Annotated in this window: 25 protein-coding genes and 1 pseudogene; 7 read left to right on the top strand and 19 right to left on the bottom strand. The window is 35.8% G+C overall.

Translation table 11 applies throughout. From position 1 onward, the window contains the following. Positions 1–8 precede the first annotated feature (8 nt). Positions 9–359 carry a flagellar protein FlaG gene (locus tag ACQKMD_RS05380; RefSeq protein ID WP_427750142.1) on the bottom strand — a complete coding sequence of 117 codons (351 nt, stop codon included), beginning with the start codon at positions 357–359 and terminating at the stop codon, positions 9–11. Between the two features lie 143 nt (positions 360–502). Here ACQKMD_RS05380 and ACQKMD_RS05375 point away from each other — a divergent pair, with 143 nt between their 5' ends. Further along, positions 503–1,312, top strand: coding sequence for a flagellin (locus ACQKMD_RS05375; protein ID WP_427750140.1), 810 nt, complete (start codon positions 503–505; stop codon positions 1,310–1,312). A gap of 430 nt (positions 1,313–1,742) precedes the next feature. Here the strand turns inward: ACQKMD_RS05375 and ACQKMD_RS05370 are convergent, their stop codons facing one another. The 15 genes from ACQKMD_RS05370 to ACQKMD_RS05300 all read right to left on the bottom strand — a co-directional run bounded on the left by ACQKMD_RS05370 (position 1,743) and on the right by ACQKMD_RS05300 (position 15,151). Beyond that, a complete protein-coding gene (locus ACQKMD_RS05370) occupies positions 1,743–2,585 on the bottom strand; it encodes a flagellin (RefSeq protein WP_427750138.1) in 843 nt (280 codons plus the stop codon). 140 nt (positions 2,586–2,725) lie between these two features. Continuing rightward, complete coding sequence (csrA, locus tag ACQKMD_RS05365; RefSeq protein WP_427750136.1) at positions 2,726–2,950, bottom strand: carbon storage regulator CsrA; 225 nt, start codon at positions 2,948–2,950, stop codon at positions 2,726–2,728. After that, entirely contained in the window at positions 2,950–3,393 is a 444-nt protein-coding gene (gene fliW, locus ACQKMD_RS05360) for a flagellar assembly protein FliW (protein WP_427750135.1), read from the bottom strand. Before fliW ends, csrA begins: the two co-directional genes overlap by 1 nt. 2 nt (positions 3,394–3,395) lie before the next feature. Next, positions 3,396–3,959, bottom strand: coding sequence for a DUF6470 family protein (locus tag ACQKMD_RS05355; RefSeq protein WP_427750134.1), 564 nt, complete (start codon positions 3,957–3,959; stop codon positions 3,396–3,398). A gap of 65 nt (positions 3,960–4,024) precedes the next feature. Beyond that, a complete protein-coding gene (gene flgL / locus ACQKMD_RS05350) occupies positions 4,025–4,942 on the bottom strand; it encodes a flagellar hook-associated protein FlgL (RefSeq protein ID WP_427750133.1) in 918 nt (305 codons plus the stop codon). Positions 4,943–4,954: 12 nt separating this feature from the next. Continuing rightward, positions 4,955–6,607, bottom strand: a complete 1,653-nt coding sequence (gene flgK / locus ACQKMD_RS05345) for a flagellar hook-associated protein FlgK (RefSeq protein ID WP_427750132.1) — start codon at positions 6,605–6,607, stop codon at positions 4,955–4,957. A 21-nt stretch (positions 6,608–6,628) separates the two neighbouring features. Then, positions 6,629–7,120 carry a flagellar protein FlgN gene (locus ACQKMD_RS05340; protein WP_427750131.1) on the bottom strand — a complete coding sequence of 164 codons (492 nt, stop codon included), beginning with the start codon at positions 7,118–7,120 and terminating at the stop codon, positions 6,629–6,631. Positions 7,121–7,138: 18 nt separating this feature from the next. Next, complete coding sequence (gene flgM / locus ACQKMD_RS05335) at positions 7,139–7,402, bottom strand: flagellar biosynthesis anti-sigma factor FlgM (protein WP_427750130.1); 264 nt, start codon at positions 7,400–7,402, stop codon at positions 7,139–7,141. Positions 7,403–8,022: 620 nt separating this feature from the next. Further along, positions 8,023–8,442 carry a TIGR03826 family flagellar region protein gene (locus ACQKMD_RS05330; protein WP_427750129.1) on the bottom strand — a complete coding sequence of 140 codons (420 nt, stop codon included), beginning with the start codon at positions 8,440–8,442 and terminating at the stop codon, positions 8,023–8,025. A 127-nt stretch (positions 8,443–8,569) separates the two neighbouring features. After that, positions 8,570–9,106, bottom strand: coding sequence for a ComF family protein (locus ACQKMD_RS05325; protein ID WP_427750128.1), 537 nt, complete (start codon positions 9,104–9,106; stop codon positions 8,570–8,572). A 62-nt stretch (positions 9,107–9,168) separates the two neighbouring features. Then, a complete protein-coding gene (locus tag ACQKMD_RS05320) occupies positions 9,169–10,608 on the bottom strand; it encodes a DEAD/DEAH box helicase (protein WP_427750127.1) in 1,440 nt (479 codons plus the stop codon). Positions 10,609–11,190: 582 nt separating this feature from the next. Then, entirely contained in the window at positions 11,191–12,033 is an 843-nt protein-coding gene (locus tag ACQKMD_RS05315; protein ID WP_427750126.1) for a DegV family protein, read from the bottom strand. A gap of 162 nt (positions 12,034–12,195) precedes the next feature. Continuing rightward, positions 12,196–12,834, bottom strand: a complete 639-nt coding sequence (locus ACQKMD_RS05310) for a nuclear transport factor 2 family protein (protein WP_427750124.1) — start codon at positions 12,832–12,834, stop codon at positions 12,196–12,198. Between the two features lie 461 nt (positions 12,835–13,295). After that, entirely contained in the window at positions 13,296–13,970 is a 675-nt protein-coding gene (locus tag ACQKMD_RS05305) for a response regulator (RefSeq protein ID WP_427750122.1), read from the bottom strand. Positions 13,971–13,996: 26 nt separating this feature from the next. Continuing rightward, positions 13,997–15,151 (bottom strand): sensor histidine kinase, encoded by a 1,155-nt coding sequence (locus ACQKMD_RS05300; RefSeq protein ID WP_427750120.1) that lies wholly within the window; start codon positions 15,149–15,151, stop codon positions 13,997–13,999. Positions 15,152–15,332: 181 nt separating this feature from the next. On the opposite strand from ACQKMD_RS05300, the gene ACQKMD_RS05295 reads away from it, so the two are divergent. After that, complete coding sequence (locus ACQKMD_RS05295; protein ID WP_427750118.1) at positions 15,333–15,968, top strand: YigZ family protein; 636 nt, start codon at positions 15,333–15,335, stop codon at positions 15,966–15,968. Positions 15,969–16,107: 139 nt separating this feature from the next. Further along, the gene (locus ACQKMD_RS05290; RefSeq protein ID WP_427750117.1) at positions 16,108–17,187 is read left to right on the top strand and encodes an LCP family protein; all 1,080 of its coding nucleotides are present in this window, start codon (positions 16,108–16,110) and stop codon (positions 17,185–17,187) included. 264 nt (positions 17,188–17,451) lie between these two features. On the opposite strand, the pseudogene ACQKMD_RS05285 reads toward ACQKMD_RS05290, so the two are convergent. The 3 genes and pseudogenes from ACQKMD_RS05285 to ACQKMD_RS05275 form a co-directional block, all read right to left on the bottom strand. Beyond that, positions 17,452–17,822: pseudogene (locus ACQKMD_RS05285) on the bottom strand (transposase); the annotation flags it as partial. A gap of 87 nt (positions 17,823–17,909) precedes the next feature. Then, positions 17,910–18,953 carry a glycosyltransferase family 4 protein gene (locus ACQKMD_RS05280; protein WP_427750115.1) on the bottom strand — a complete coding sequence of 348 codons (1,044 nt, stop codon included), beginning with the start codon at positions 18,951–18,953 and terminating at the stop codon, positions 17,910–17,912. Between the two features lie 304 nt (positions 18,954–19,257). Further along, positions 19,258–20,952 carry a methyl-accepting chemotaxis protein gene (locus ACQKMD_RS05275; protein ID WP_427750113.1) on the bottom strand — a complete coding sequence of 565 codons (1,695 nt, stop codon included), beginning with the start codon at positions 20,950–20,952 and terminating at the stop codon, positions 19,258–19,260. Positions 20,953–21,294: 342 nt separating this feature from the next. On the opposite strand from ACQKMD_RS05275, the gene brnQ reads away from it, so the two are divergent. From brnQ to ACQKMD_RS05255, 4 genes are all read left to right on the top strand, one after another. Then, positions 21,295–22,614: a branched-chain amino acid transport system II carrier protein gene (brnQ, locus tag ACQKMD_RS05270; protein WP_427750111.1), complete on the top strand. Its 1,320-nt coding sequence runs from the start codon at positions 21,295–21,297 to the stop codon at positions 22,612–22,614. Positions 22,615–22,823: 209 nt separating this feature from the next. Then, positions 22,824–23,240 carry a hypothetical protein gene (locus tag ACQKMD_RS05265; RefSeq protein ID WP_427750109.1) on the top strand — a complete coding sequence of 139 codons (417 nt, stop codon included), beginning with the start codon at positions 22,824–22,826 and terminating at the stop codon, positions 23,238–23,240. Next, complete coding sequence (locus tag ACQKMD_RS05260; protein WP_427750107.1) at positions 23,210–23,365, top strand: glutamate synthase-related protein; 156 nt, start codon at positions 23,210–23,212, stop codon at positions 23,363–23,365. Before ACQKMD_RS05265 ends, ACQKMD_RS05260 begins: the two co-directional genes overlap by 31 nt. Beyond that, complete coding sequence (locus ACQKMD_RS05255; RefSeq protein WP_427750105.1) at positions 23,365–23,598, top strand: glutamate synthase-related protein; 234 nt, start codon at positions 23,365–23,367, stop codon at positions 23,596–23,598. Before ACQKMD_RS05260 ends, ACQKMD_RS05255 begins: the two co-directional genes overlap by 1 nt. Positions 23,599–23,763: the final 165 nt, after the last annotated feature.

The following is a 23,763-nucleotide window of genomic DNA, read 5'->3' as shown; positions in this document are numbered from 1 at the left end:
GTATTCTCTTAAATTATTTCATCAACAATTTTCCCAAAATTTTTTTGCATTTGATAATACGCATCTAATAATTCTTTGGGTGGGATTTCTTTGACTACTTCTTCTGTTTCAGCGTCCACTACCTGTACATAATAGCGATCTAACTTTTCATGAAAGACAAATTTAGAATTTTTGTTATGTACTTCCATAAATTCATTTAATTTATTTACTGCACGTTCACATGTTTCTTTAGTTGTCAGTTCATTTTGTGAATCTTTTGAATCCCGTAGTACTACTTCGGTTGCTGTTTCTTTTGATGCTGTTTTTGCATTTGGAGCTTGAATGGTTGTGTCTATTTGCGTATTTGCCGTAATTCGCACTTTGTTCACTCCTCCTAACGTACACTAATTTCTTAATAATAATATCGGAGTTATCTTAAAAATTTTCAGCCCATATAAAAAAATTAGTGCATTTTGCCGATATTATTATCGATTGATAATATTTATACAAGGAGGCGAATAAATTGAGGATTCAAGATAAATCATGGACTACTTTTGCAAATAACCGTATACAAAAGAGTCAATCTACTATCACTAAAACACTTGAGAAATTATCTGGTGGAGATAAAATTATACGTGCTTCTAATAATTCTTCAGGGTTAAGTGTTTCCGAAACATTACGCGCACAAATAAGGGGGCTAGGACGTGCCCAAGAAAACATGCAGAATGGTCTGTCAGTTTTAGAAACAACTGACTCAGGTCTACAAAGTGTCAACTCTACTTTAATTAGAGCGCGTGAATTAGCTATACAAGCTGCAAATGATACTTTTACAACAGAAGATCGTGAGTCTGCACAACAAGAATTAACGCAATTAATGGAATCTATCAATGACACATCCAAAAATTTAGAATTTAACACTCAAAAAATTTTAGGAGAAATACGGCCATTATATATTCAAATAGGGTCTAATACCGGACAAAGTTTAACAATTGATACAGTTGATATTAGCACTAAAAAGTTAGGAATCGAAGATACTTCTCTTACTTCTCATGATGAAGCTAATTCTTTAATTAGTAAAATTGATAACGCCGTAGAATATGTTACTAAGAACCTAGTTAAAATCGGGGCACAATATAATTCACTAATACACCACAATGAGAACGTCGGAAATACAAATGAAAATCTTCAAAAATCTGAATCACTTATTCGAGATCCAGATATTGCAATAGAAATGATGGACTATGTAAAACAAGGAATCGTATCAAAAGGTAATGAACTTTTAATTCAAAATGTAATCAGAAATACAGATTCTATATTAAAGTTAATAAATTAGACGGAATCCTTTGGCAACTTTTTGTCAAAGGATTTTCTCTTTAAATATTGATTTTTAATTATTTTCAAAATAATTCAATCTATATTTGGAAAGTGTTTAAGATAGTGAATATACAATAATTAGTTATTTTGTTCACCTCTATGTTCAATGTCATCTCATATGCTGTATACGTTTGAATATTTCTGTTTTTGCAGCCGTTTCTACAATTTTTAAAGCTCAAATAGATGATCGATTATTACCCCTAACTTTTCCATAATATTAACAGGTAGGCTTTTAGGCCTGTTTAATATCTGTGACTATATATTTGGTAATTTGCTGAGTTATCCGTCTAGCATTGTTTTTCTGTAATGATAATTACACTCTTTAGTAAATTTTCCTATAAAAAAACCGTCCTTCAAAGGAAGGACGGCGAACCGTTAGGCTGCTAGAATTATTGTAATAATTGTAGAACACCTTGTGGTTGTTGGTTAGCTTGCGCAAGCATTGATTGAGCAGCTTGAGTAAGAATGTTGTTTTTAGTGAATGCCATCATTTCAGCAGCCATATCAGTATCACGGATACGTGATTCAGATGCTGATAAGTTTTCAGACGCAGCACCTAAGTTGTTGATTGTGTGTTCAAGACGGTTTTGAGTCGCTCCTAGTAAAGAACGACCAGCTGAAACTGATTCTAGTTCAGTATTAATTGTTTCAATTAATGCAGAAGCAGTTTTATGGTCTAATACGTCTGTTTTAGTTAATTTACCCACGTTAGTTTCAACATCTGTTAAATCAATACCTTTTGTAGTGAAATCTACTGTCATAGCTTGATCTTTATTAGCACCAACTTGAAGGCTAACTTTACCATTATCACCAGTTTTACCATCTAATAATGTCATTGTATTGAACTCAGTTGTACTCTTAATACGAGTGATTTCTTTACCTAGTTCAGCTAACTCATCACCGATTGCATTACGGTCAGCATCTACGTTTGTATCATTTGATGCTTGAACTGCTAATTCACGCATACGTTGAAGAATTGAGTGTACTTCGTTTAATGCACCCTCAGTAGTTTGGATTAAAGAAATACCATCTTGTGAGTTTTTAGAAGCCATATCTAAACCGCGGATTTGTCCACGCATTTTTTCAGAGATAGAAAGACCTGCAGCGTCATCGCCAGCGCGGTTGATTTTGTATCCTGAAGATAATTTTTCTAAGCTTTTTGAAGATGCTGCATTGTTTGCAGTTAAGTTACGGTGTGTATTTAAAGCTGAAATGTTGTGTTGAATTCTCATTGTGAGATTCCTCCTTGAAATTGTTTTTAGTTCCACATCCTTGTGGACTTTGCTCGGCTAGTAGCTCGTTTTCACTTACTCTTGCCTTACACTTCTTATATCGTACCTTTATTGAAATGTTTAATAGTTTTTCATATTTTTTAAAAAATTTTTTTTGATAATTGCGCTAATAAGTGTTTCGGGGTATTTACAGCTTCTTTATTTTGTTCCTGTATTGCTTGATAAACCTCTGAACGGTGAACTTTGATAGACTTCGGTGCGACAATTCCTAATTTTACATGGTCTCCCTCAACAGTAAGTACTTTTAGCTCAATGTTATCGCCAATCATAATTGACTCACCCGTTTTGCGTGTCAGAACTAACATTATTTCGCACTTCCTTCCAATGCACCGATTGGATGGCGGAGAGGGTATTTCTCATTGTCTTGGAGGACGATTTGTTTACCTATTTTTTCTTTAATATTAATAAGTACTGGCGCTAGTAAATTTAATGTTGATTTTTCAAACGGATCTTTTAATGTGACGATTGAATATGTGATGATATCTGACGCCGCTTCAACGTGTAATTCCTTTTTATCTGTATCTGATACATCGAAAGCATAATCGTCTTTTAATAGGAATGGAAAGGCAACGACAAATCCAACTTCAACCTGTTCAATCGATTGCAATATACCGAATGGTGATTCCTTATCTAATGGTAAGAAGACGAATTTTGTTGACTCTTCAAAACCAGGTATTCCTTGGTCAAATGTAAATATATTTTCTGTTTTAATCTCTACTGAGCCTAAAAATTTTGTTTCAATTTGCATCTTTATTCTCCTTTAATGACTGTCGTTTCTACTGATGGATATTGTAGCATTGTCCCAGTTACATCACCTGGTGTATAGTCATGTACTACTTTACCAATTTGAACATCAATTTTTGGATCTTGACGTGTAATATTAATGTCCAGTTGATCAGGAACATATTTTATTTTCACTGCTCCGACTGATGGTTTCCAAGTAATACCTATCTTTTTAGGCGACGGATTCGCATTATTTTTAGAAATTAAAGGTATAATGCTACCCTTTCTTTTGCCAATATCCATCATTTGACGTCCTTCTCTCGCTCGTCTTCCAATGCCTTCAAGACCCTTTTGTTTACCTTCATTTGCGAATTTCTGGATAGATTCACGATTTGTGTATAGTCCTAAATCTCGATATACCTGAGATGAATCTATTAGTAATTTAGCCGGCTCGCTATTGATTTGTAAAATAGCTGCTGGTTGTTCAATATATTGTTGGGCTCTAGGCTGCTTGAGCAATTGTACAGAGTCAATAATATTAAGTCCTACTTTTGCATCCGTTGTACGAATTTGAATTTGATCGAGCTTCATAAAAATTTCACTCCTTTAAAAAAGCTCCCGCTCTGAATAGCGAGAGCCATTAGGCTAAGTTTTTATTATAGGAAATCTACTAATGTACGTTGAATAATTTTTGCACCAACAGATAATGCTGCATTATGAATTGACTCTTCTGTAATTAATTGTGTAATAACTTTTTCATAATCAACATCTTCGTTATTAGACATTTGTTTTGTTACATTTATTTCTTGCGCTGAAAGACGGTCTGTCATCATATCTACACGGTTTTGTTTTGCCCCTACTACAGCAAGGGATTCTAATATTGAATTTTGCTCTTTGCTTATATCACCTAATAAGTTACTAATAACTGTACCAGAAGTAGTACCGGCATTCAGTGCATCTGTATCGTTTAATGCTACTTGAACATCCTGCATTAGTTTATCGATATTTGTAAAGAGATCTTTTCCATTGATATTTACATCTAATGTGACACCATTATAAACTTCAATTTTAACGGACTCTTGATTACCGTTAAGAGTCGGAAGTGGATCAGTTGCACCAGCACCGGCTGTTGTATCTGTAAATAATGGTTCTAATGTTTTTGTACCACTAAAAATGTATTTTTCACCACTTTGTGTGTTTGCAACATCACGAATTTGTTGACGTATTTGGTCAATTTCAGCTTTGGTTTTTTGACGATCTTCATCAGTATTAGTATCATTGGCTGCTTGAGTAACAAGCTCTTGTACACGTTTTAAAGCTTCACCAACTTGACTAAGTGATTCATCTGTCGTATCTAACCAGCTGTTTACTTCATTCATATTACGTGTGAATTGAGTATTCTTCGCTAAATCTGTGCGATATCCCATACCTTTAATAGCCGCAACAGGATCATCAGATGGACGTGTAAGTCTAGATCCTGAACTAATTTGTTGCTGAAGATTCCCCATTTTATTATAGCTATTACTTAAATTACGTAGCATATTACTTGATAACATTGATTGCGTTATACGCATTTAACTAACCTCCTATATACCTACACGGCCCATACCGTTGATAATTTTATCTAATGTTTCGTCTACTACTGTTACCATACGTGCTGAAGCATTGTACGCTTGTTGGAACATAATCATATTTGTCATTTCTTCATCCAAAGATACTGAACTTACTGAAGCACGACGATTGCTAATGCTTAGTTGATTTGTTGCGGAACTAACTGCCGTATTCTCCGCTTCTCTAGCATTCACACCTATTTTACCAATAAGCCCCTGATAGAATGATTGGGTTGTAGCACCTTCTAAGTCATCTAAATCTTTCGTGAAGGTTAACGAAACTTTAATTCCGTTACCTAAATCAATTTCTTTACCATCTGTTAAAGAAGTTGTTTGCAAGTTTGATAAGATAATAGCTAATTTACCGTTTCCTTCTTCACCAGGTGCAGTAGATGCTGCAATTTGTGATGGATCTGTGATATTAACCGTTACCTTTCCATCTCCGTCTATTGCAAAAAAGTCTTTGTCAGGATGATCGTTACTATTTAAAACATACCCCGTGTTGTGTATCTGATTAAACGCACTTACAAATGCTTTAGCGAGTTTACTTATATCTTGTAGTGTGTTTGGATAATCACCCTTTGGTACAGTATTTGTACCATCTTGATAGCCATATGAATGAGCAAGTGAAATCATCTTTCCGTTACCACTTTTCAACTGAGCTACATCGATTACTTTTGCTCCAAATTGATTTGGCTGTAAATGTTTTGCATCTTCTACATTAACTAAATTTGAGACACCAAAACCTGTAAATGCTTGGAATTCCGTTAAATCTTCAGATAGTTCGCTGACAACTCCAGTAATATTACCATCAGTATCTACTGTGCTCCCTTGTGCTTGTAACTGTGCAACTTTATTCCCATTAACAAGAGTAGTATCCGTACCTTTAATTTTAATTACTACTGACCCTTCAGCAATGCCTAAAGCATTTCCGCCTGATTTATTGTAGTTAATTTCAATTGGAACATATTCGGATAATTTATCAATTAAATTATCACGTGCATCATACAAATCATTAGGTAAGTAACCGTTTGGTTCAACTTTTTGGATTTGTTCATTAATTTCTGCTATTTGACGTAAGATGGAGTTAATTTCATCAGTTTCAACACGTAATTCATTTTTTAAATTCCCCTGAACTTCCTTTAGCTGCGCATTTATGTAATTAAATGAATCTGCTAAATGCGCAGCACGCTCTAGAGCAACTTTACGAGCAGATGCGTTTTCTGAACTTGTACTAATATCCTGAATTGACTTATAAAAATCATTAAATGCTTGTTTTAGACCATATTCAGAAGGCTCATTCAAAATATCTTCCATTTGCCCCATGGATTCTGCCTTTGTAGCCCAATATCCTAATTTTGTTGCCTCTTGCCTAAACTGTCTATCAACAAACTGGTCACGAATACGTTGTACAGATCCTGCTTCAACCCCTGTACCAATATGGCCAGCTGTCATTGGTGCATTTAAGCCAGCACCTGGGTAACCTAATGTTGCTTGCATGTTAACACGTTGGCGCGAATAACCAATTGTATTAGCGTTCGAGATGTTATGACCTGTTGTGTACAGAGCACTTTGTTGCGTGTATAGACCTCGTTTACTTGTTTCTAATCCCATAAATGTGGAGCGCATTAAATTTCCTCCTCTATTTCATTATGCTTGTGAGTCAAAGTTTGTTTTTATGCTACTACCACGAACTTGAGTTTGTGAGTAGTTGATTTGGTCTGGTTGTGGACGTAGCATATCAAGTGTCATATTGACGAATTGTAGTGATTGAAAAATCATTTTTTGATTTAGGTCATTTTGATGCTTGAGAGTTTCGATGACGAGTAGCAGTTTTTTTCTTGCTTCGTCTAATTTGAATTGTTCAATTGGCGTATCAGCTACTTCCATTACTTGAGCGACAGTTGCATGTTCAGCAGGAGCAATTCCTTTTGCTCTAAGGTAATCCGTTACCGCTTGCTGACGCTGTTGCTCGAGCTGTGAGATGGCAGCTACATGCGATTGCTCATCCTTGAGCAATTGGTCGAGTCCTTCCATGTCTCCTGTTGTGGTGAACTCTGTTTTCTTATATGCAAGTTCTAACAGGCTTTTATGCATTTTTTCTAATTTATCCATCTTGGATAAAATCATTTCAATGGACATTTCTCATACTCCTTTTGCTTATGGGTGATAATATTTCAATAAATCTGTAGCGACCTGTTTTGCGTCTACTTTATAGTTACCCTCTTGAATTTGTGCTTTTAATGCTTGTACGCGTTCTGCTCTTTCATCTGTATAACTGACGATCCCTTGAAGATCTTTTGCAGCTGATGAAATCTCAAGCTGATCTGCCGTTTTAGCTACTGATTGCTTAGCAAAATCTGATTTTACAGGCTGATTTTTATATGGGTTTACAGCATTCACGCCGTAGTTGAAAATTTTCATATAGAATGGCCTCCTCTCAATCGTTCCTTTTATATATTCATTATTTCGGTTAGTTTATATCGATGTTAAGTATTTTGTAATAAAAGCGAAAGACATCCTATTCTGTTTTTTAGTTGCTAGTGCTATATGCCTTATTTGTTGGAGGGATTTGATGGTGTTAATGGCGCTGATTGCTTGGATGTCTGAGTTTGCTTGGTCGGGGTTTGGCGCTACTCGCTCCGGGTTTGGCGCTACTCGCTCTTGCTTTATCACTACTCATTCCATCTTTAGCGATACTCGATCCCACTTTATCGCTACTCACTCTCGCTTTGGCGCTACTCGATCCGAATTTAGCGCTTCTCACTCTCGCTTTGGCGCTACTCGATCCGAATTTAGCGCTTCTCACTCTCGCTTTAGCGCTACTCACTCTTGCTTTGGCGCTTCTCGCTGTCTTTATCACTACTCACTCCGGCTTTGGCGCTTCTCACTCTTGCTTTATCACTACTCATTCCATTAGCGCTACTCACTCCCCCTATCCCTACTCGTTCTCGCTTTGGCCCTTTTTACAAGCTCCCTCCCCTTAAACCCAATCTTAAAACAAAAAACCCCCACATACTACGTATGTGAAGATTTACATTCTATTACTTTTTCTTGTTAGCGTCTGCGTAGTATGTTGCTCGTTCTGAATTTTCTACGCTGGTTCTAAATTCTCGTGCTGCTTCGAATTTATTGAGATCGGATTTTATTTCATTTTGGCATTTAATGCAAAGTTTACCTTTCGTTGTCAAAGCTCCGCAGCTGTCACAAGGATAGCCTAGGTTTGGGAACATAGCTGGTTGTAAGCGCCCTCTCCTTACCCATTTATGTAGTAAGTCCTCTTCTACACCTGTTGCTTCAACAATTTGCTCGATTGTCGCTGAACGATTATCGCGTTTGCGTAAAAAGCGGTAGACAACCTCGTACATTTTCTCTTCATCTTGCGCACATTTTCCGCAAACTTCTCTAATGCCAGTATAGTTATAAAAGTCTCCACATTTAGGACAACTTCGCAATTCACCCATGCTCTTACCCCCTGGAATTTAATTTCTACTACTTAATATACTAGTTATATTGTCGGCAAAATCAACCTTAAATTTATAAAACGTAGGGAGTTTGTACAGAATTGCAAGTTTTTTTGTATCTTTTTTACTACCCTTGAATTAGAGTAAATGCTTTCACAGATGGTGCTCCAGCCGCAGTGAGTATCGCTTTGGCATGTTTTAATGTAGTTCCTGTTGTCACAATATCATCTATTAAAATATGTGGTCGATCTTCAATTTTACTATCTGCTTTTAATTGAAATAGCTGAGCGCTTTGTTCACGTTCTATTTTTGATTTAGATGATTGTGATTCAATTGAAATTTTCTTGAGTAAATGTGTATAGGGGATGCCTGCCGCTTCCAGTAATTCATCAATATGGGCAAAGCTGCGTGTTTTTATTTTATCTGGATGCATCGGAATAGGCACAATAACTGCATCAGTATTTTTAAGCGCTTGGGCAATTTCAAATCTAAAAACATCTTTTAACACAATATCTTTAAAAAACTTATATTGATGAAGGAAGTCTTTCATTGCTTCATTATAATGAAATAATGCTTGGATATCTTGAGACTTTTGTTGTTCGGGCTTTACAATTTCAAATTTGCTATGGCAAGAAGTACAAGTGACTGCCTGTTGTTCATACATAAAGAGCTGTTTCCACGTTAATCGTCTTGTTAGAGGTTTTGAACATAGATAACAAATAGTATTCATATAGTTGTTAGCTCTGTATTATTAAGACGTTTAATTTCCTTTGTTGCTCGATCCATTTCAATCGAGATACCGTGGTGAAAGAAAACGAGATTTCCAGTTGGACAGTCAAAAGAGCGTCCTACTCTCCCTCCAATTTGAATGAGCGCACTGGAAGTGAAAATACCACTTTCAGCCCCCACTACAGCTACTTGTACGTTTGGAATTGTAATACCCCTTTCTAAAATAGTTGTTGTTAATAGTCCCCTTACTTTTTTCGCACGGAGCTCTAATACTTTTTCTTTTCGCTTTGGGTCTTCTGCGTGAACGGCTTGTATGCTTGGATCAAGTTGCTGAAATAATGGGATGGCCTTTTCCATTAGGGCAATAGTTGGGAAGAAAATGAGAAAAGGTTTATTTTCTTGTACCTGTTTTATTGTCCATTGAATAATTTTTCTCGGTAATCTATTCGCTTCAATTTGTTTTGAGTATCGCCATAATGATTCATAGCGTGGCACTGGCAGCGGATGACCGTGATACCTTCTTGGAATGAAAGAATAGCCACCTTGCTGTTTTTTTATTTGACTGAGTAATTTTTCAGAAGGTGTTGCTGTTACGTACATTATAGGTGCTGTACTTTTTTTAGCTTTGATGACTGCTTGTTGTAAAGTCTCATCATGTGTATACGGGAATGCATCGGCTTCATCGACAATGATAATATCAAAAGCATTTTCAAAGCGATACAGCTGGTGCGTCGTCGCGATGATCAATGGGGCGTAAGTATTGTCGACTTCTGTTCCACCATAGAGCGCTTGCGTTTTTGTATTAGGAAAAACTTGTTGAATGCGCGGTGCTAGCTCTAATACAACATCCGTTCTAGGTGTTGCAACCGCAATTCGTTTTCCTTTCTTTAAACATTCGTGAATAGCCGGGAATAATATCTCTGTTTTTCCGGCACCGCAGACTGCATGGATTAAATGAGCTCGATTTGCTTTTATACTTTGAATAAGTTCTTTGGAAGCCTTTTGTTGATAGGGCGTAAAGGTACCTGTCCATGCAAATCTATGATTGGATGATTTTCTAGTTGTTGGTCCAACCCATTTAATGAGATCAGAGCAACTGCTAACACGCCCCATACTGATGCAATGTCTACAATAGACACAGTTTTGCTGACAGGCCGCACAATTATAGATTACAAACAAGTATTGTTTATTATTAGCACATCGATTGCATGTATAGTTCGTACGCTTAAATCGGGAATTCATTTTGGAATTTTTCTTCACACCTGGGAGAGTGGCGATGTAACCAAGTTTGATGTGTTGGGTGATTAGTTCATCTGAGAAGGGAGAAAAGTCGCGTAACCAAATGCGTCCTGTTAGGAAATCACGTAAGGACGGATTTTCTAAGGTGCCGATATATCTATGGATCTTATTTCGTTTCTTTACTAAGTGTTTTTCCAACTAATTCCTCCTAACTAGGGGTTAGTTATGGGTTTATTTTACAATTATTTAGTTAAGTATTCAAGTCCAATAGATTATCAAATTTTTATTAAAATTAATCAAAAAAACCACCTTACATCGTGTAAGGGCACTAAAAAACTTACGTCTTTAAAATGTAATGTTCTTCAATAATAAACACAGGTGCTTTTTTGTTCGATTTTGAACAGAAAGTGTCTGTGTTTTTTTGGTATTTCGGTATTTCCCTTTCCCTTATTCTTCATTTTAATAGCATGAACAGCACCACCTTGAGTGTGAATTTGAATCGGAAAGAATGGAAAACTCAGAAAAACGATAAAACGAGTTGATTGGAGTGCAGGCGGCGACTCCTTGGGGAACTAGCGAACATCTTGAGACCCCGCAGGAGCGTTAGCGACGAGGAGGCTCAAGGTTTGCCCCCAGGAAAGCGTCCGCCGGAACGGAAATTAACGGCATCATAAGAAAAAGCCATGGAAGAAACGATTAATCGTTTCCGCCATGGCTAAAATTCATTTTATGGACTTTTTCAGTGCTCTCACATCGTGTAATGTGGTTTCTTCTTTTACTTTATTTTTTTACCCAACCTAGCCCCATAGAGCCTTCGCCTAGATGAGTCCCAATAACAGGGCCGAAGTAGCTTAATTTAACGTTTACATTTGGGAATCTGTCTTGCAATGTTGCCATCCACTCTTTTGCTTCATCTTCACAGTTAGCGTGTATTACTACTGCATCAAGATGATCGTATTTCGCAGCGTCTTCGCCGAGCATATCTTCTACACGTTTAAGAGCACGCTTACGTGTACGAATTTTTTCGAAGGGTACAATGACTTTGTTTTCAAAATGTAGTATTGGCTTAACTTGTAAAAGTCCACCGATTAGAGCTTGGGCTGCAGATAATCGACCACCTCGTTGTAAGTGCGATAGGTCGTCTACCATGAAATAAGCTCGCATTGTTTTACGCATTTCTTCAAGAGCTTCTAGAATTTCTTTAGCAGATGCTCCGTCTTTGGCCATTTCGCCAGCTTTTAAAACGTAGTAGCCTTGCACTGCACAAGAGATTTCACTGTCGAATCCATAGACATCAATGCCTTGAACCATTTCACCAGCTTGTAAAGCTCCTAAATATGTACCGCTAATACCACTCGATAAGTGTATAGCCACAACTTCATCGTAATCTTTCGAAAGCTCGTCATATAATGTCACAAAAGTACCAATTGCTGGTTGTGACGTCTTTGGAAGCTCGTTTTCATTTCGCACTTTATCATAAAAATTAGTAGTTGTTATGTTTACTTCTTCTTCAAATGTTTCATGTTTAATTACAACACTTAAAGGTACCATGCGAATATTATATTGATCACGCTCGGCTTGCGTTAAGTATGCTGTACTATCTGTTACTATGGCAGTTGTCATTAATCGTTCACACTCCTACTTCAATAGTATATTAATATCGTAAGAAAGTGAAATGAAAAATAATACGTTTACAAAGAATGTTATTTTTCGCTACTATTCGTTTTTATTCACAAAAAAATAGTAAAGCAGCTACCTATTAATAAGTAACTGCTTCTTTATATCTTAGTCTTCTTTTGAACCTACAGCGAATAAACTTGTAACAAGCCATTTGCCATCTTCTTTAGCAAAGACAGTAACTTGTTTGGCTGGCTGCTTAAATTTGTTGCCATCCTCTTGTTCCATTTCGACTGTAATATTGGCATAAACTTGCGCTTCATTTTCATTATACTTAATAATACGAACGTCTTTTACTGTACGCTTAGTATTATAATCTTCAAAAATTCGCTTTAACTGCTCTAAATCCTCTTCTAAAGTGAATCCTTGGGGCTTTTTAGATAGCGTTTCGCTATATCGATCAATGTCTTCAGCATTAAAAGCCTTAATGTATTCGTCAAATGCTTGGAGAATTACCTTTTCCTCATCAGCAGGGACGTTTGTAGCCTCTTTTACTGTACCGCCTGACATTTCAATACCTACTGATTTATCATCAGTCGACGTCGATTCTGTTGCAACTGATTTTTCTGATTTTGGTACGCCATTTACTACATCTTCACTTTTATCTTTAATACTATGGTCAACTGCATTAGAAGTTGTTTGGTTTTCGCCATCGTTGACTGAACCAGTATTTTCTTTGTCGTCATTGCCACATGCCACTAACAATAAGGCACATACTGGGACAAGCAACCATCTTTTTATATTCAATTCCAAAACCTCCCGCGGATATTGTAGCACATTTGCAGATTGCCTAAAAATTTATATCTTTATACAAAGTTCCACCTAATAGAGTAATCCTTTTTATCGATGAAAATACTATATCTTTTCAAAAAATATTTACAAATAGATGACGTTTGTAGCAAGTTTAAAGTTGCACAAAAACACAAAACCCCGCTTCTCGATAAAGAGAAACAGGGGTGTGCTTGGTACAAAAAAATACACAATGATAGAATGCGTACAAATGAATTTGCAGTGCTAATCGCAGACTAAAATTAGGTTTATTTCGACCAATGCTTTTCAAGTTTTAAATGCAGGCTTTGACATTGCGTCATGTTCAAAGTTGAACTGCACTCTTAATAATAGGCTAATTCATAACTTAGCACAAGCGATGCGTCGGAACGTTCACTTACAGCGAGTAAACCTATCATCATGTAGACAGAGCAGAACAATTAGCGTACTTCAACCCAACCGTTTTTAATTGCTGTAACTACAGCTTGTGTACGGTCATTTACATTCATTTTTTGTAGAATGCTTGATACGTGGTTTTTAACTGTTTTTTCTGAGATGAATAAAGTTTCACCAATTGCACGGTTACTTTGACCATCAGTTAATAATTGCAATACTTCACATTCACGCTTAGTTAACAAATGGAATGGACGACGAATTTCTGTTTGATGGAATGAACCTTTATTTTCGCGTTCGCTCAAGCGACGGTATTCAGCAACTAGGTTTTTAGTTACTTTCGGATGTAAGTAAGAACCGCCTGAAGCTACAATCTTGATAGCTTCAACGATTTCGTCAGCATCCATTTCTTTTAACATATAACCAAGAGCACCTGATTTTAATGCGTGTGAAACATATGATTCATCATCATGGATAGAAAGCATAATAACTTTTGCATCAGCGTATTTTTCTAAAAGTTCAGCTGTTGCTTCAACACCATTTTTTTGAGGCATATTGATATCCATTAATACAACATCTGGACTATACTCTTCATAAAGTTGGACTACATCAGTACCGTCATCGCCTTCTGCTACTACATCAAATGTATCTTCAAAATCTAAAATGCGTTTTACACCTTCACGGAATAATTGGTGATCGTCTACTATTATTATTTTTGTCATATAAATTCCTCCTAATTAATACTACTCTAATTCTTTTGATCATGATTTAGTGGAATTTTGAATATTATTCTAGTTCCATTTTCAATCTCAGAAAGCATTTCCATTTCACCACTAAGTAATTCTACTCGTTCACGCATACCAATTAAACCGAATGAATTCTTTTTTACAATATTAGTATCGAAACCTACACCATCATCCTTTATAGTTACATTAGCATGTTCTTCCAACCATTCAAATTTAACCCATACCCCAAGTGCTTTACCATGTTTTATAGCATTATTTACACATTCTTGTACAAGTCTAAAAATGGCTACCTCATAATTTGTACCCATTCTTTTTTGCTCGCCCATTGACTGAAAATGGATTGCAGTACCCTTATTATACTCTTCAACTGAAGAAAGATATTTCTTTAGTGTTGGAATTATACCTAGGTCATCTAAAGCCATTGGACGTAAATCGTAAATAATGCGTCTTACTTCATGTAGCGCATCGCGCACCATGTCTTTTAATTGTAATATTTCTTGTAGTGCTTTTTCTACCCCTCGTTCTTGGTATGTGCGATTTATTAAATCTGTGCGAAGTAATACATTAGCTAACATTTGTGCAGGTCCATCATGAATTTCACGAGAAATACGTTTACGCTCGTCTTCTGTTGCTTCAATGATTTTAATCGTAAAGTCTTCTTTTATCTTCGCATTTTCGAGTGCAGGACCGACGTGCTTCAAATCAAATGTTAAATAGTTTAATACGACATTTACTTGGTTTACGAGGTGATTTGCTTTTTCAATTGTATCAAGTAAATTGCGCATCCTTCTCTCTAGGTCATCTCTTTTCTCACGTAGCTGCTTTTCTTCAGCCTTGATAACAGAATGACGTATTTGAAGTTGGTTTGCTTGATCGTATGCTTTGTGAATTTCAGATTCAGAATACGTTTGGAAGTTTTTTGAAACTTCCGCTAATCTTCCTCTGGCAAATTTCGTTTTGTTCTCTAAAATGTCATTTTCAGTGATCACATCGGCGATTTTTTCACGAACTTCTTCCAGTTCGATTTTCATTTCTTCAAATGTTCGTCTACTTTGTTCACTAATCGTAAAAATATCGCTTTTAGATTCGTCTATTGTTTTTACCATTCGATTAAAAATTAAATCTAATGATTTTATATCAATTTTGTCTCCCAACATACACATACCCCTTACAATTTGTGCTACATTTAGAAGAAATAATGAGCATATATAAAATTCTATACATGTACCTATTTTCCTGTATCACAAAGTTAATTATAGCATTTTTATGATAATTTTTTATTAAAATTTCATGTCAACTAAATGTCAAAAAAAAATTGATTTATTTAAGGAGTTTACCATGAGAGAAAACTATTATACACTAAAAAGCTTTGGAACTGATGAAATAATCATCTCAAAATCGAGATTTATCGCGCATTGCGAACGAGTAGAGACTGAAGAAGAAGCTATTGCGTTTATTAACAAGATAAAAAAAGAACATCATTCTGCAACCCATAATTGCTCGGCTTATTTAATTGGTGAACACGATCAAATTCAAAAAGCGAATGATGATGGTGAACCTAGTGGTACGGCCGGAGTACCTATACTTGAAGTTCTGAAAAAACAACAGTTGAAAGATACTGCTGTTGTCGTAACTCGTTACTTTGGAGGCATTAAACTGGGAGCTGGTGGTTTGGTTCGTGCTTACGGTAAATCAACTACAGTTGGAATTGAAGCTGCAACTGTAGTTGAACGTCGCCTTCATAGTTTGATGAAAGTTTCCACTAGCTATACATGGTTAGGAAAAGTAGAAAATACTATTCGCAGTTCTTCATATATATTAGAGAAAATTGAATATACGGATGATGTCGATTTTTATATTTTTGTACCAAAAGAGGAAGAAGAGGACTTTACGAATTGGATGATAGAAATGACTAATGGACAATGTAAAATAAATTGTCATAAACAGGAATTTTTAGAATTCGACAAACAGTAATATAAATTTAATTTTACTGTTACAAAACCGCATAGTATAATATAATTCGCTATAGATTCAAAATTGAAACTTTTTGGATAGGCTTACCGTCCAATATTTATATATATAGCTTTTATTCCTAATTTAGAGGAGATAATGTATGACGAATTTAAGAATGGGCCAAAGAAAAAAGAAGCCCTCAAAGAAAAAACTGATATTACGCACATTTTTAATCCTTATTGCCCTTATGGTTGTCTCAACAGGAACCTACGCATATTGGTTAACGAAGAAAGCAGAAGAAGCTGCTAATAAGGCATATGACAACGACAATACACGTGTAAAGTCGGATCTACGTGAATCGGCAGTAAAACCAATGACGGATAATGTTTCTATTCTATTTGTTGGTATCGACGATAGTGAAGAACGAGGTCAAGGTTCCGATCATTCCCGTTCAGACGCATTATTACTTGCAACATTAAACAATAAATCAAAATCCGTAAAACTATTAAGTATTCCTCGTGATTCTTATGTTTATATCCCAAATGTAAACAAGCAAGACAAGATTACGCATGCACATCTTGGTGGTACGAACGCAACTATTGAAACTGTTGAAAATTTATTAAATGTACCGGTTGATTATTATTACCGTTTAAACTTTGATGCTTTTATCGAAATTGTTGATGCTCTTAACGGTGTTAAAGTGGACGTTCCATACGAACTTCATGAACTTGATGAAAATGATAAACGTACAGTTAACCTAAAACCTGGTATGCAAACGTTAAATGGTCGTCAAGCATTAGCGCTTGCAAGAACTCGTAAACAAGATAGTGATATTCAACGTGGCGAGCGTCAACAAATGATTTTAGCTGCTATAATGAAAAAAGCATCTTCCGTTACATCATTTACAAAATACGATAATATACTTGAAGCTGTTGGTAACAATATGAAAACAAATATGACTTTCAATGAAATGAAATCATTCTTTGAGTATATTAAAGGCGGCATGCCAGATGTAGAAACATTATCCCTTAAAGGTGATGATGATACTTCTACCGGCATTTACTACTACCAATTAGATCAAAATGCATTGGCAGAAACACAAAACACCTTACGTACTCAACTTGGTTTAACAAATAGTAAACTAACAGATAAATCAGGTGACACAGATAATGCAGCAGAAAATAATAATGCTGATGGCTCTGGATTCAAATCAAATTACAAATCAGATAATAATCAATAATCAATAAAATCCCTTAGTCGTCTTCGACTAAGGGATTTATTATATTCAACAAGAATTACAGTAAGTTGTTAGTTAAGTATATGAGTTATTGTCACCTCACCAAATGAGACTGACCTGTACGTATTTCAAAGTTAACATTTGTAAAGTTGATAATAAAGCTATCAAAATTACTAGCCCCTTTCACATCCATAACCATTCCAGAAGGATTCATCTAACAGTAAATAAAGGCTCAACGTCAAATGTTGGGATGGCTAAAAAATCACACTATCCAATATGAATCCCGATTTCTTTAAATTTACTGGATAATAAAATTTTGCTCGAAATCGCTCAAAGCTTTTAAAGCCGAACGCATTTCGTTTTAGTACTTTCGTACGGTTATTACGGTTATTAATACCTTCTAAAAAGCAGTTTGAATATGGATACGCAAAGCTATTTAGAATTTCAGATTGCCAATTTTTGCGTGTTTAAATAGCTCCCTTTAACTCAGGAATATTGGCATCTTCTACTTCTTTGTAAAATTCATAAAGGGCTTCCTTGGTCTTGTTTATCCAAGCAGGGCCATTTTCTTTAGCTTGATCAAACCATGTACAAAAGCGTTTTTTTAATTCATGAGCTCTCTTGAGTTCTCGAGACATATCAGTTTATCTCTTTGAATACCAAGCCATTTATTCATTCATAAATAAAAAGACGATATCGCAGTCACCCTGCAATATCGTCTTTTATTATTTACTTTTACGTACTAAATTTAATAGCGGTCTATAATTTGATCCTACAAGTCCTATCACTTCTACAAATAATTCAATCGCTACAAGCAATACCGTTATGAGTAGAATGGCTCCCCATACCTTAGCCATAGAGAAAACAATCGCTGCTAGGCCGAACATCGAGGCAATACCGTAAATGATTAATACAGTTTGACGATGTGTGAAACCAACATTTAATAAGCAGTGATGTAAATGTGACTTATCTGGTGAAAATGGTGGTTGTTTATTTAATAAGCGGCGAACAATAGCAAAGAATGTATCCGAGATTGGTACGCCAAGCATGATAATCGGAATAACTAGTGAAACAAATGTAACGTTTTTGAATCCTAGTAAAGCCAAAACTGAAATCATGAAGCCAAGAAACAATGCCCCGGTATCCCCCATGAAAATTTTCGCAGGATGGAAATTGTAAAATAAAAAACCGATAGTACTTACAGCTAACATTGTAGCCATGATAATAACAAATGTATCTCCCATGATAAAGGCCATTCCAGCAAGTGTTATCAACGCAATAGTTGAAACACCGGCAGCAAGACCATCTAGTCCATCAATTAGATTAATCGCATTCGTAATACCTACAATCCAAATGATTGTCACTGGGATACTTAAGAAACCGAAATCAAGTTCCCCATTGCTGAATGGAAGGTTGATGGTATCAATTTGAATTCCACCAAAAAATATTACGATTGTAGCAGCAATTAACTGACCAAGTAATTTAGCCTTCGCTGAAATCTCAAACATATCATCAAGGACGCCTGTCACAATAATGACAAAGCTCCCAATTAGTAGAGGAAGCATTGCTTCATGCATAGGTCGTAAAATTAAAATCCCTATGAGGAATGCAAGATAGATGGCTAAGCCACCAAGTCTTGGCATAATTTTAGCATGTACTTTTCGATAATTTGGACGATCGACCGCACCGACACGAAATGCGAGTCGTTTCACTAGCGGAGTCAGTAAAATTGAAGCTATAAATGCTACAATCCATGCAAGGTATGTCATACCCTTCCTCCTTAATAACCCTTTTCATTTATATTTTATAGACACATAAAATATGCATCCACTATATTTACAATTTATTTACAATGTATTATAGCATGAAATACTAGAAAACACACTTCGTTTGACAGAAATTATACTTTCTTAAACTCTATTCATTTTGTTTATAGGACGACGCGTCCCATTCAATAGTTCCACCTTTCACAGAAAAAATCTCCCAACAATGCAGTTAGGAGAAGCATTACGGCATTTTCTATTTATTGTACCCCCCTCTCAGGGGGACTAAACATTTTTCCACATATTACATCTAGCTGTGCATCTCAAACTTCGTTGTTGATTGATGCATTGTCATCGCTTGTTCAGAAACGTCATGTATACGTGATGACAGTAATTCAATAGTCGATAGATTATCACTTACGAACATCGTCGTCTCTTCAATATGTTCAGTATTTTGAAAAATGGCATCATTTAACTGATGAATAAGTGTTTTGGTGCTTTCCTTTTCTTTTTCAACAGTTTGAATTTGTTTGGACATTGCGTTAAACTGATCACGTGTATCGCCTATATATTGTATGATAATTGTCATTTGCTGTGCCGCTTGTTGAATTGCTGTTGCACTTTCTTCTGATGTTATGAGACCCGCTTTGAAAGTATTCGCCATTGTTGTGCCTTGCACAGTTATATCATCGGACAAATTATGTATATTGTGAGCAGCATTTGAAACTTCTTCCGCTAATTTACGGACTTCTTCTGCAACAACCGCGAACCCCTTCCCTGCTTCTCCAGACCGTGCCGCTTCAATTTCAGCATTCAAGGCTAACAAATGCGTTTGTTTGGCAATCTGTTTTACTATAAGAGAGACACGGACAATTTCATCTGTACGCTTTTGCAAAAGTATTCTTTCCTGTTCGGCTTCTATTAGAAGTTGTTGTAGCCCTGTCATTTTACTTACAGCTACATTCATCGAAACACTACTATCTTCCACATACTGTTCCGCTTGAAGTCCTTTTTCGGACAGTTGCTCTACTTGACCTACCATTTGTTGCAAATTATCTGAGAAGCGTTCCATAAATGCGACAATGCCATCAGATGAATGTTGCTGTGCTTTTGCATTTTGCAAAGATTCTTTAAGTGAAACTGATACAACTTTAGATCCTTCTAAAGATTGTACTGAATAATTTTGCAGTACATGACTGTCACTTGATATTTCTTGTGCTGATGATTTAATTATTTGGAGCATTTCTACAAGCTGATGCTTCATATGATTCATCGCTGTTGATACTTGTCCTATCTCGTCATTCGTATGAGTTGGTAAGTCAGCAACGCTTAAATTCCCTTTTGAAATACTATCTGCTGTTCCTGCAACTAACTCGAGTTGGTGTCGAATTTGTCGATTTGTAATCATCATTAGTACTGTCGAGATTGCCACTGCAAGTATGAAAGAAGCGCATAATACGATTAAAGTGCGTTTCTGACTTTCATTCATATTTTGTAAAATCTGTTCGCGTTCTGTTGATGTTCCAGAGCGGATTTTATGTAAAGTTTTTTTAATATTGTCGTACGATTGATAAACCGAGTTCAGTTGACGCCGTTTTGCGATATTGTCTTTTTTCTCCACTGAAACTTTCAAGCGTTTTATGTATAATTCATGAATCATTTTTTGTTCCACTTCGATTGCTTCCAAGTTCCCTAGTAGCACAACATCGCCAGATTTTTTTAGTAAACTTTCTAGAGTAGACATCGATGAATTATAGGATGTATCGTGCTCAGGAAGAGGATCTCCTGCATAATGGATGATTGCTATATATAATGTGCTAAATTCCTTTGACAACATATCTATGTCATTAATATTTTTTGATAAACTATCAAGTTCTTGAGACCATTTTCTATTCTCATTTACTTGAAAGATGAGTGTGACCGTCATAATTGCAAATAATAGCAAAGTAATACTAAGTGAAAGAAAATACTTCTTTCTCAAGTCCATTTTATTCCATTTAAACATGTATATTACCCCTCCTCAAAAGTAATCTATCACATAAAATAGACTAAAAGTTCCATTCTACAAACTCTTAACAGTTCCTTTACACTATCTTCATAAATGTTTTCCGTGTAATGAAAGCGTTTTAATACTACAAAGTGCTGTATTAAGAAAAAACATACTAGCTTGTCTTTTTTTAAGGTTCCATTCTTAACGTATTCATGTTAAAGTTGTTTAGTAACTTTTATAACTTTTGTAATTTGAATTTTCAGATTACAAAGAATATTTATTTATCTAAAGAAAAATTAGTGTTTTGTTTTCATAGACGAAATCATTACGCAAGTAAATTTCCAAAGGAGCTTTTTTATGCAGAACAAATCTTTATCTCTTGGGGAGCAAGTCGCTGTAGGCTTAATGCTTTTCGCATTATTCTTAGGTGCAGGTAATATCATCTTCCCTCCACAATTGGGTCAACAAGCTGGAGAATCATTTAGTCTAGCAATGCTTGGATTTTTAATCACTGGTGTCGGTTTACCTTTAATCGGTGTCATCACTGTAGCTAAATCTGGCGGTCAGTTACAAGATATGGCCGGAAAGGTTCACCCTGTTTTTGGAATCGTATTTACTTCCATCGTCTACTTAGCAATTGGACCATTCTTCGCTATTCCACGTACAGGTACAGTTTCTTATGAAATTGGTGTTGTACCATTTCTAACTGATGCGATGAAAGATTCACCAATCCCCCTATTATTAACTACGATTGTGTTTTTTGGGATTACTACTTTCTTTGCCTTAAACCCAACTAAATTGGTTGACCGTGTAGGTAAAATTCTTACACCTATTCTTCTATTAGTCATTGCGTTATTAGCAGCGAAAAGTATTATTACACCAATGGATGGTCCTGGTGAAGCTGTTGGTAAATATACTACACAGCCTTTCACAGAAGGTTTCTTGCAAGGTTACTTGACAATGGACTTCTTAGCAGCACTAATATTTGGGATTGTTATTATCCAAGCTCTACACGCTAAAGGAGTAACAGAAAGTTCTAAAATTGTTAAAACTACTATTTTTGCCGCATTCATTGCTGCAGCTGGTTTAGCTTTAGTTTATATATCACTAGGTTATATTGGGGCATCAAGTTTCCAAACAATCGGCGCTCAAGGTAGTGGCGCAGAAATTATTGAAAAATCTGCACACGTTCTTTATGGTAATCTCGGTAATGCTCTATTATCAGCAGTTATCCTACTCGCTTGTCTAACAACTTCAATCGGTCTATTAACTGCGTCATCACAATTCTTTGCAAAACTTTTCCCGAAAATTCCGTATAAAGGTTTAGTATTTATTTTCGCAATTTTTAGTACGGTCATTTCAAACTTTGGTTTAGAACAACTAATTAAAATCTCTTTACCAATACTTTTAGCAATCTACCCAATTGCAATAGTGTTAATGTGCTTAGCTTTAGTCGATAAATTCTTCAATGGCGCATCAATTGTTTACACAGTTGCTTTAATTGCTACTGCTCTGGTTAGTGTATATGACGGTTTACATGCCGCAAAATTGGACATCCCAGCTTATGCAAACTTATTAAAGCACTTACCTTTATATGCAGAGGGTATTGGTTGGTTAGTTCCTGCAATCGTTGGAACAATAATTGGTTGGATTATTTCATTATTTATAAGAAAATAAAACACTTTACATTAAACTACCCAGAGCACTTAACGCTCTGGGTAGTTTTGCGTTAATCTAAATTCACCCCCCCTAATTATTTTAATAATAAAGTATTTTCTGTATTGTTTATCTATTTTCAAACTCTTGAATCTATCTCAAATTGTAAGATGTTATATAAGTTATTGATATAGATTAAGGTTTTTATATAAAAAAGGGGTGTGACGCATATGGGATGGTTTGAATGTATTTCTTCGATTTTACTCATATTACTAGTCGTTTTAGTTGTTATTTCATTAATTTTTGTAATCTTTTTCTATTACCTTGACCGTCATCAAAAGCAACATGCTATTCTAAGAAACTTCCCTGTTTCAGGAAAAATGAGATATATCCCGGAAAAGGTCGGTCCTGAATTCCGTCAATACTTATTTAATGATGATCATTTAGGGAAACCATTTAATCGCGAAGATTTTTTACATATTGTATTACCTGGGAAATACTTAGGGAACGTCATCGGCTTTGATTCGAAACGTGATTTTGATGAAGCTGGATTTTATATCCGGAATGCGATGTTTACAAAACAAGTAGATGAATTACATGTCGATGCAGAGAAATTGTGGGTAGCCCACAAGATGCGGATGAGTTAGCTACTTATATGAAGGAATCTGGTAAAGGCCCCGATTTCATATCAATTGATGGTGCTGAAGGTGGTACGGGCGCTACATTCCAAGATCTAGCTGATGGTGTTAGCTACCTATCCATTCTGGACTAGTGTTATTACAAGATGCTTTGGTTCGTCATGGAGTTCGTGATCGCGTGAAAATTATCGCAACGGGAAAATTTATTACACCTGACCATGCAGCTGTCATGCTCGCTTTAGGTGCAGATTTAATCAATATTGCTCGTGGCTTTATGATATCAGTCGGCTGTATTATGGTACCGTTTCATTCAAATGATTGTCCAGCAGGCGTAGCTACACGAATTCTAAATTACAAAATGGACTGATTATTGATGAAAAAAATACCGTGTAACGAACTATATTGTTTATAAGAATGCTTATGGTCGTGTATTCTCTGTTGAGGATTTAGAGAAGAAATAGCATGTTTTAGAGGAAGCATTTCGCGGCTGCGGAATGCTTTTTTATACGACGAGATTATTCTTACTTTCAAT

The sequence above is a fragment of the Viridibacillus sp. NPDC096237 genome, assembly GCF_050278625.1.
GTDB lineage: Bacteria > Bacillota > Bacilli > Bacillales_A > Planococcaceae > Viridibacillus.
The sequence above is the reverse complement of the archived record's forward strand: the minus strand, read 5'-3'. Positions and strand labels throughout refer to the sequence as shown.